A 9,610-nucleotide genomic window follows, 5' to 3' on the forward strand; every position below is an offset into this window, starting at 1 on the left:
CGTGCTCGCTGTGATCCTATGGCCCTGGATCGATGCGATCGAGGCGGTGAGGCCGGGAATGGCAGACCCTCTACAGAAGACGGCGGAGAAGTCCGTCAGGGATCTCCGCCACCTCATCATCGTCACGGCACCTCTGGAGACCATGTTGAGGGACGCGCTCCAAGCCTCGGGCACGCTGGCCCGCAACACGGCCGGGGAGTCCCCCATCGTAGCGACCGCTCGTATGGACGCCCTGCTGGCGCTAAGTGATCTCATCGCGTGGCTGCGATGCGCCAAGCCAAGCGAATGGGCTAGAGCTGCAGGGATCCGCTGGTAAGCGCTGCGCGGGCGACGCCTCATGGCCGCGTTTTTGCCAAGTTGGCCCACGCAGCGGTGATGATAGCCAAGCGCGCATCTGCCCGCTCGGGGTCGGCCGCAAAGATCCGAGCCAGCATGTCTGCGAGCGCAGCCGGACCGCCGATCTCAATGAGATCCTGGCCCTTGCGGATGAGCGCGGACCGGAAGGCGATGGCGGCCGGGGCCGTGGGCCCGTGGCGCTCGATGCCCTGGACCAGAGCGAGCACGCTGGCTGATGTCGGCGGATCGGGGAGGGCAGCGATCACGGGGAATCCTTTCAGGCGGCGGGGCGGTTCAGCGCGGCGTAGCTCGCCCACACGCGGCGCTTGTCGAGCGGGTCGAGGCCGGAGAGCGCGGCCAGGGCGGGCGGCAACAACGCGGGATCCTGCTCGGCCCGCCGCAGCAGATCCGTGAGCGCCTGCCCGCGCGGGCCGGTCGACAGGTGAACCACGGCGCGCAGGCAGCGGAGGCGGGCGATGCGTTCGGCCGGGTCGAGGTCGGGGCGGAATGGGCCCCACGCTTCGGCGGCGGGGATCATCGGGCGCCCCCATCGTGGGGCGGATAGGGGTTTGAGTGGTTTAAGGGGTTTGTTTTGGCCGCTACACGCAAACTGTCATGTACGTGTGCGCTTGCGAGTGCGGGCACACCCGCATCCTGCATGTGCAAATCGATCCTGACAGTTCTTCGCGTTGGGATGAAACAAACCCCTAAAACCCCTGAAACCCCTAAACCCGGCGCGCGCATGGTTCAGAACTCCGCCATGACAGCAGCTGGCCGGCTGGCTGGGGCAGCAGTGCCGACCTTGCAGAGCGAGAACCGGTTGCCGTTGCTGCTGTCGGCGCGCATCTCGACCCGGTGTCCGTCGACGACGCGCCCCTTGATCCGCGCCAGCCACTTGCCGAACCGTCGACTGTTGACGACGCCGCCTTCGCCGGCTTGGCGCAGGAGCAAGTCGCGGAATTCCGGCAGGAGGAATCCCTGGGCGTTGAAGTCGAAGTTGCTGGTGGGCGCTTTGGCGCAGGCGGCCTTGGTGATGGCGTTCGTGGTGTAGCCCTCCGAGAGGGTCAGGTGCTCGCGCCAGTGTTCGAACAGCTCGCGGATCGCGGACAGCTCGGGGTCTTCCTCGCGGGCGGTCTCCATGCTTGCCACCGGGTCGTCATGGCCGAGCCAGACGAGCGGTGAGCGCACCATGGCTGACCAGTCCTCGTAGGAGCCAAGCGGGCCGCAGACGGCCGGGGAGCCGGCGACCTGATAGGCGCGGATCACGGTGAGCGCGGCGGCGACGTAGGCGCCCCGGTCCGCCATCACGCGGTCGAGCGGGTTGAAGCTGAAGTCCCGCAGTTCGGGGCGGTCCATTTCGGCATCAAGCGAGCAGAGCACGGCGCGGCGGGTCATGTCGCCCGCAAGCACAAGGTTGTTGCCGGTGGCGAAAGTGGTCGACCGGCATTCCAGTTCGGGTGCCTCGCTCTTGCCGAGGATCCGCACCCGCACAAGTGGGCGTTCCGTGAGCTGACACAGCATGTCCCCGCCCAACTCGCCATTCACGTTGTCGATCGACACGACCGGCACCGCGTCACGCAGCAGGGCGCCCAGGCGCTTCTCGGTTTCCTCTTCGGTCTTGCCGGCGGCGATCACCGGGCAGCGCCGGCCGGTGGCGATGACGGCGGCGAGGTCCACCAGGAAGCTCTTGCCCGTGCCGGGGCTGTGCGCCCGGATGGCGTGGAGCGGCGCCGTCGGCAGCACGCCGCGCACCAGCGCCGTCAGGATCCCTGACAGGGCCACCGCGCGGTCGACCGGCCCGACGAACGGAAAGCCAACCAGTAGCGCCTCGATGAAGGCGAGGGCTGCGGCCGCCTCTGCCTTGTCCGGCCGCTCCATCAGGTCCGGCATGGTGAAGCCGGGATCGTGGGCGAGATAGAGCCGGGTCGCCGGATCGTAGCCGGCCGCGGTCAGCAGCGACCCGTCCGGCCGCAACGTCGGCGTGGTGATGATGCCGGCGACCGGTGGGACGCGCCATTGCCCCTCGCGGGACAGCAGCGTCAGGGTCATTTCGCTTGGCGGGTTGATGTCCAGCCAGTCTTCGGCGCGCCAGTCGAACCGTTGCACCCGCATGATGCGGGCGGCCATGTCGGCGAGGCTGACGGCCACCAGCGGGCTCATCCGCGCCACTGTGGTCATCCGCCCCTTCGCGGCCGGCACCTCGTCGATGACGGGCCGCACCAGGGCGCCGGCCCGGGAGTAGATCTCCACCCCGGCCTTCAACAGCAGGTGCTCCATGCGGTCGACCGCCTCGGGCACCTTGCCGGCGACGAAGCGAACGATGGGCCGTCCGTCGTCCTCCTCGCTCGGCGCGGCCTCCGGGTCCGCGCTGGCGCGGCGCTCGGCCCGATCCTTCTTCGGGGCGCCGGATCGTCCCGCGCCTGGGCGCTTCCATCCGTTCTCGGAGGCGTGCCAGAACAGGGTGGCGATGGTGATGCTGCGGCCCTGCGCGAAGGCCGAATATTTCCCCGCGGTGTGGGCTGCGTCGTCCTTCGGGGACGTGGCGGACCAGCTTTCCCAGAGGTCGCGCCCCGCCTCGCCGAGCCCGTGATAGAGCGCGTACCCGATGCGGATCCATCCGTCATAGTCGAAGTCGTTCGGGATGCTGCGGAGCGCGTCGGCGACGGTCTCGCGGTCGGGCTTCTCGTGCAGCCCGAAGCCGCCGACCTTCCGCCCCTTCTTTTCCTGGCGCGCCTCGGTTTGGGTCTTCTGCCTCTGCTCGCGCCGTGTGGCTGCGCCTGCTGCCCGTATCATCTCCTCGGCGACGGCAACGAAGTCGCGGAGACCGTCCTCTGTGATCTCCGGCAGCTCTGCGAACGGGACCGTCAGCGGCGAGGCATCCGGCCAGCGGTAGGGCGCAGCGGTCTCGGGATGGATGCCGAAGCTGACGAAATGCTGACCGGACAGCATCACTTCGACCTTGGTTTCCTTCTCCTTCGGGTCGTCGGTGAAGAACAGGGCCGGGGTCTGGATCTTCTTGAGGGGGATCGCGAGCCGGTAGCCGAGCAACAGCTTGGGCTCGCGGCCGATCCGCACCAGCGGGGTATGCCCGAGCATGGCGCGCGCCCGGTCGGCGATCGACGCGGCCAGTTCCGACACTCTCACGTCGATGTCGACGCCCGCCAGCCGGCCGCACAGCAAGCCGGTGTTGGTGCTGTCAGGGTAGCGGGTGCCCCACTGTCGGATTTCATCCGGGGACGCATCGAGGCATCTACGCTCCCAAGCCGGCATGACGGGGCGCTTGCCGGCCGACGCGACGTTCATGCTCGGGCTCGAGACCGGCACCGGGTGGTAGCCGTTCTCACGCAGGGCGAGGCGCAGGTCGGTTTCTGACGGGAAGGCGTGCGCCGTCATGCTGTACCTCCGAAATGCGGGGACGGGTCGTCGAAGGTCGCGCCGAGGCGCGCGGCGGCGTCACGAGCCAGCGCCACGGCGTCGCTAAGCGAGGCGGCCGCGCCGACAGAGCCGACGGAGTCACCGGAGGCCGACCAATGGTCGACGCGCCAGCGGTCGCCGGCCCGCTTGTCCAGCCAGATCGAGATTTCGCCCCGGCGGCGCCGGCTCGGCACCGATCGATCCAGCACGACCGCGAGCGGCCGCTACGTCGCTCTGGAGCGCACACCGGACAAGGAGCACGCGCTCCGGGACGCGCGGGCCTACTCCGCCCGGCACCATGGCATCCCGGTCTCGGTGCTCAGCGGGCCGCTCGCGGTCGTGCTGGATCGATCGGTGCCGAGCCGGCGCCGCCAAGGCGAAATCTCAATCTGGCTGGACAAGCGGGCCGGCGACCGCTGGCGCGTCGACCATTGGTCGGCCTCCGGCGACTCCGTTGGCTCTGTCGGCGCGGCCGCTTCGCTTAGCGACGCCGTGGCGCTCGCTCGTGACGCCGCCACGCGCCTCGGCGCAACCTTCGACCAGGGCAGCGCTGCGTGAACGCGCAGGCTCCCCTCGTCGCCGATCGGACGGTGGTGCGCACCTTCGTGGAGCGCATCAATGCCCACGTCGCGACCGCCACCGCGGGCATGGGCGATCCCGGCATGCTGCAGCTCGTCGTCGTCCATCCATCGGGCGGAAGCACCCTCGCGTTCCAATTCGCGATCGGCGAGACCGAGCACATGATCGACGAGGCCGTGCGCCAGTCGAACGGCGGCCACAACGTCTATTTCGAGACGCGGACCGTCCGGCGACGCGCGCGCAACGAAAAGGGCCGCGGGACCATCGCCGACACCATCGCCGCGTTCGGCTCGGTCGCCGACGACGATGCCGACAAGGGCAAGGGCAGCCGCATCGATGCGGTCCCCTCGCTGATCATCGAGTCCTCGCCGGGGAACACACACCGGTGGTTCCTGCTCAAGCAGGCCATCCGCGCCGACCGCGCCGCGCGCATCGGCGCGAGTATCAAAGCCATAGCCGGAGGCGACTCGGATACCGGCGTCGTCACTCAGCCGTTCCGGGTGCCGGGGACAGTGAACTACCCGGGCAAGGCGAAGGTCGCCCGCGGCCGCATCGCCGTGCAGACCGGGATCATCAGCCTCGACGGACCACTCTGGACCGCGGACGAACTTGAGGCCGCATTCCCGGCCCCGAAGCCAAAGGCCAAGCCGCGCCCCAACGCCTCGTTTGAGGGTGAAACCGGGTCGACGGGGCGCACCAGCTCCGAAGCCGAAGCGCTGCTGGCCGAGGTCGACGTCCCGAAGCGCTGGCCCCAGCTTCTCGCCGCCGCCAAAGCCGCCTATGCCGACGGATTGTCGCCCGATGACTTCGAGGCGCTGGTCCGACGCTATCCTGAAGGATGCGGAAGTAAATTCCTCATCCCACAGGACCGCCTGCACCGCGTGGTCGGGCAGACCTGGGCGCGCGTCCAGGCGAAGGACGACGGTGCCGCCCAAGAGCCGGCCGACCCCACTTACCCGGATCAACGCGCGCCACTCAGCGAAGCCGAGAGCGAGATCCGCAACGTCATCACCGACTTCTTCGGCCGACATGTCCCGGCATGGCGTGCAGAGCTGAAAGCGTGGGAGCGTGCGCACGCCCTCTGGAAAGGCGCACACGAAGCCTGGGAAGAGGAGAACCGCAAGGTTCCAGACGAGGCGCCGAATAAACCCGTCGAGCCCGAAAAACCCTCTCCCGTAGCCTTGGCCGCCCGCGTCGAGCCCGGGATCGGGAAATCGGCCCTCACCATCCACGAGACGGCCGAGGCATCTCGGGCCGGCATCGTGACCGTCTACGCCGCCCCGAACCATCAGCTGCTCACAGAGCTTGCCGGGCGGTTTGCCGCCGAGGGTGTCGAGGCGAGGATCTACCGGGGATACGACGCCGAGGACCCCGACGCGCCGGGGCTGAAGATGTGCCTCGACCCGGAGGCCGCCCAGGATGCCCGGGACGCCGGCGCCACGGTCGCGACCGCCGTGTGCAAGCGGAAGGTCGACGGCCTGGAATACCGATGCGCCTTCATCGACCGCTGCGGCATGGAACAGCAGCGCAACGCCAACGCCGCCGTCTGGCTCGTCCCGCACAGCCTGCTCGGGCACCAGAAGCCGGCCTTCATCCCAAGCCCCGACGCCATCGTGATCGACGAGGGCGTGGTGCTCGGCGCCCTGCCGGACAAGCCGGCCCGGATGACGCTGGACGCGATCGAGCGCGCGTCCGTCGAACTGCCGGGCGGGTTCAAGGTGTTCACGAACTTCGCCAACGACCTCACCAGCGCCCGCGGCAACCTGTTGCGTGCCCTGCGCGCACACCCGGAGGAAGGACCGCTGCAACGCGAACTCTTGGCGCGCCACGGTGTAACCCGGGCGCTCGCAGCCAGCGCCTACAAGATGGAGTGGGACCGGAAACGGGAGCCCAACATCCTGCCGGGGATGCAGCCGAAGGCCCGCAAGGCGAGCGTCGCCGTGGTCGGTCAGCACAACGCGGAAATCCGGCTGCTCGCCGGCAGCTGGGCCGAGCTGCGCGACTTCCTGGCCGGCGACGCGGCTGCCTCCGGCCGCCTATCCCTGCGCTATGACCCCGAGGCCGAGGCGCGCGTGCTGGAGCGCCGGTCGCTCGACGCGGTAGTGTCGTCGTGGTCGGCGCCCGTGTTGGCGATCGACGCGACGTTGCCGGAGGCATCGTTGCTTGAGCCCGTGATCGGCCAGCGCGTCGAGATCCGCGCCGACATCACCGCCCGGTGGAGCGAGCACGTCACGGCTCGCCAGATCCTCGGCAGCCCGACCACTGCCTCGAAGCTCGGTATCGTCGAGGGGCAGCAGCCGCCAGAACCGAAGCGCATCGTCCACTACCTGCTCAGGCTGATCCGCCTGCGCGCCGCGCTCGCGTGGCCCGGCGTCGTCGCCGTCATCGCCCCCAAACGCCTGATCGAGATCCTGAAGGGGCTGGGCCTGCCGCCGAACGTCGAGACCGGTCACTATGGCGGTATCGCCGGCATCGACCGTTGGCGCGACGCGGCCGGCCTCATCACGATCGGTCGGCTTCAGCCCGGCCCGCCGATCGCCGAAGGCATGGCCGGCGTCGTCTCGGGGCGCGTGCCGGAGCGGATCCGGCCGGATGCCGAGGGCCGCTGCTGGTACCCGAAGGCCGAGGCCGGGGTGCGCCTCGCCGACGGCTCCGGGGTCCGCGTCGAAACCGAGCGCCACCCCGACCCGGTGGCGGAAGCTCTCCGGGCTCAGGTCACGGAGGCGCAGTTGATCCAAGCCGTTGGCCGGATCCGCCCGCTACGCCGCACGGCCGAGACGCCGGCCTTCGTCGACATCATCACGGATGTGCCCCTGCCGGTCAGCATCGACCGGGCCGTGGCCTGGAAAGATGCCCTACCGGGGGGCTGGGCCGACATGGCTCCTGCCGGCGTGATCCTGGAGAGCGAGACCGACATCATGGCCGCATTCCCCGACCTGGCCCCGACGCGCAAGGCGGCCCGTGAGAACACTGTCGCGACGATGGCCCTTTTCTCTATAAGGGATACCCTTATAGGCTTTGGGGCCAAGGTCGCGACGGTGTTCGCGTACAAGCGGCAGGGCCGCGCTGAGCCGGCATCCGGCTACCTGCTGCCGAACCGCCCCTCAGACCTCTGGCGCTGGCTTACCGACCGGGTTGGCCTCCTGGAGTGGCTGACGGTCGACGGGCAGCCCGTGGCACCGCCCGGCGAAGGCGTCGCGCTCGACAGCCCCGCCGACATGGCTGCGGCGTGGCCGGCCCGGTGGGCTACGGCCGCCGCCGCCCGAGACTGGCGGGCCCGGAACGGCGGGATGAAGCTCGACGGCACTCCGTCTCCCTTCCGCTACCAGCGCGTCGGCCGCGCCCAGAAGTGGCGGACGGGGGCCCACGACCCCGCGGCTCTGCCAGACTTGCGGGCGTGGCTGGAAAGCCGTCTGGGGACGCTGGTAGGCTTCGAAGTTGAGCAGCCGGCACAGGATGCCCAGCCGGAGCCGGCCGCGCCCGCCGCTCCTCCCATGCCCTTCCTGCCGCCCCGGCCCATCCTCGCCAGCAACCCCGCTGCCAAGTCGGCCGACCTCGTCGGCACGCTCGGGCGCTGGCTCGAGCTGGTTGGCCGGCCCGTTGCCGCCGAGACGCGCGAAGGAATGCCCTTCTCACCCGTCGCAGCTTTTGCCTGAAGGAGCCGCCATGCCCCGCCAGCCCGACCCCGACCGCCTACCTCACCCCGGCAGAACCTCGGCCGAGCGCCGCGCCCTCGACCGGATTGGCTGCGGGCGGTCAGACGCGCCGTAATGCTCTCGGCTCCTACCGGGTGCTGTTCTACGAGATGACGATCCCGACACATGTGCAGTGGTGTTCAGCCGTCGCGGTGACCGACGGGGAGATGGCTGCACTCAAAACCTAGACGGAGGCGACGCAATGAGTCGGTTCGTTATGCACGTCCGCCACCAAAAACCGTCCTTATTTAGCAGATAACTCGAATTTTTCTGGTCCTCCTCTAAAGGTCCGATACACATCAATCTTGTAGGTGTCTTTTTTTGGTATGAATGTATGCTTGTCTTGGTTGTCAACGACCCCATCGATATTAAAAGCTATGTCCTTAGCTGTAGATTTGACGCTAATAGTGATTTTTTTTCCTGTGGAGGCCGAAAGAGTGAAGCAGGCAAATGGTGTATCCCCTGATGCGCTGCCTGTAACGACTTGGCCTGGAGATAGGGGTTTACATGCAGCACACGCAGGGGCAACAGTGCTGAGAAACACGATGACAGATACGATACTTTTCATTGTTTGTACTACTCGGTTAATATCTACAATAAAAATCCGCAGATTCTATTGCATATTGTAGATCGATTTGAGAAAGGGCCGACGATTTTTTATATATTGTTATCGGTGTCTTTCATGTAATGATAGGCTGATTTCTCGTTTAGAGCGTTCAGAAATGAGAAAAATTCTGCTGTTGACGTTAGTCGCCATACTGTTCCCGCTATCGTCCAATGCCGCATGGCGCGGGACATTTTCAAACGGGGTTGGCAATGCGCATGGGCGTGCGTTAAGCAGTTATGGAACGATGTTTGTAACTTGCAGTTTATCTAACCGTAGCTATTCTATCACGATAGATGGTTATAAAGGGAAATTACTCGACCGAGTCGATGATGCTGATCAATCAATCGCATTGGAACTTGGTTCTAAAGTTTTCCAAGTAAGAATTCACTACTTTGAGCCTGATAAAAGTTGGGTTTTAACTGGGCAGCTTTCACCTGTATTTGGCGAAGCGCTCCAAGATGCACCGTCAATCACAATTTACAATAAAAATCACATGAAGGTACAGGCGTTCGAAACAGCTGGGATTGAGCAAGCGATTCAGTCCATACGAGGCGGATGTAGAATTTAATCTATATCGTCTCGAAGTTGGATGCCGACCCCTCGCTAACCCCTTGCGGCGCAACGGCTGAAAAGTCAGCCGCAGGGGGTAGCGATCCGCGACCCCTTTTCAATCGGACTACCGCCGACAAGCGTCGCGCCGCGATGGCCCTTCTCGGCCAGGGCCTTACGGATCGCGAGATCGCGCGCCGGGCCGGTGTCTCGGCTACCACCGTCGGCACCATCAAAAGATCACAGCCATGATCGCCGCCCTTCCCGACCCGCCGACACCGGCCAGCGTGCTCGCCCTGGTCCAGGGCATCGAGCGCCACGGGCCCACGGCCCCGGCCGCCATCGCCTTCCGGTCCGCGCTCATCCGCAAGGGCCAGGATCTCATTGAGATCGGCGGTCCGGCTGCGCTCGCAGACATGCTGGCTCGGAT

General features: G+C 66.8%; 8 protein-coding genes. 5 read left to right on the forward strand and 3 right to left on the reverse strand.

The genetic code is table 11. The features are described 5' to 3' along the window. Positions 1-316 (forward strand): hypothetical protein (locus MKK75_RS06090; RefSeq protein ID WP_244041724.1); only part of this gene is annotated, 316 nt, incomplete at its 5' end. A gap of 19 nt (positions 317-335) precedes the next feature. On the opposite strand, the gene MKK75_RS06095 is transcribed toward MKK75_RS06090, so the two are convergent. The 3 genes from MKK75_RS06095 to MKK75_RS06105 form a co-directional block, all read right to left on the reverse strand. Next, positions 336-602: a hypothetical protein gene (locus tag MKK75_RS06095; protein WP_244041725.1), complete on the reverse strand. Its 267-nt coding sequence runs from the start codon at positions 600-602 to the stop codon at positions 336-338. A gap of 11 nt (positions 603-613) precedes the next feature. Further along, positions 614-874, reverse strand: a complete 261-nt coding sequence (locus MKK75_RS06100; RefSeq protein ID WP_244041726.1) for a hypothetical protein — start codon at positions 872-874, stop codon at positions 614-616. A gap of 209 nt (positions 875-1,083) precedes the next feature. Continuing rightward, positions 1,084-3,729 carry a PriCT-2 domain-containing protein gene (locus MKK75_RS06105; protein WP_244041727.1) on the reverse strand — a complete coding sequence of 882 codons (2,646 nt, stop codon included), beginning with the start codon at positions 3,727-3,729 and terminating at the stop codon, positions 1,084-1,086. Between the two features lie 168 nt (positions 3,730-3,897). On the opposite strand from MKK75_RS06105, the gene MKK75_RS06110 reads away from it, so the two are divergent. The 4 genes from MKK75_RS06110 to MKK75_RS06125 form a co-directional block, all read left to right on the forward strand. Then, positions 3,898-4,308 (forward strand): hypothetical protein, encoded by a 411-nt coding sequence (locus MKK75_RS06110; RefSeq protein ID WP_244041728.1) that lies wholly within the window; start codon positions 3,898-3,900, stop codon positions 4,306-4,308. Continuing rightward, positions 4,305-7,985 carry a DNA-primase RepB domain-containing protein gene (locus tag MKK75_RS06115; RefSeq protein ID WP_244041729.1) on the forward strand — a complete coding sequence of 1,227 codons (3,681 nt, stop codon included), beginning with the start codon at positions 4,305-4,307 and terminating at the stop codon, positions 7,983-7,985. Before MKK75_RS06110 ends, MKK75_RS06115 begins: the two co-directional genes overlap by 4 nt. A gap of 761 nt (positions 7,986-8,746) precedes the next feature. Next, the gene (locus tag MKK75_RS06120) at positions 8,747-9,199 is read left to right on the forward strand and encodes a hypothetical protein (protein WP_244041730.1); all 453 of its coding nucleotides are present in this window, start codon (positions 8,747-8,749) and stop codon (positions 9,197-9,199) included. 229 nt (positions 9,200-9,428) lie between these two features. After that, positions 9,429-9,610 (forward strand): hypothetical protein (locus tag MKK75_RS06125; RefSeq protein WP_244041731.1); only part of this gene is annotated, 182 nt, incomplete at its 3' end.

Source organism: Methylobacterium sp. J-030 (assembly GCF_022829545.1).
GTDB lineage: Bacteria > Pseudomonadota > Alphaproteobacteria > Rhizobiales > Beijerinckiaceae > Methylobacterium.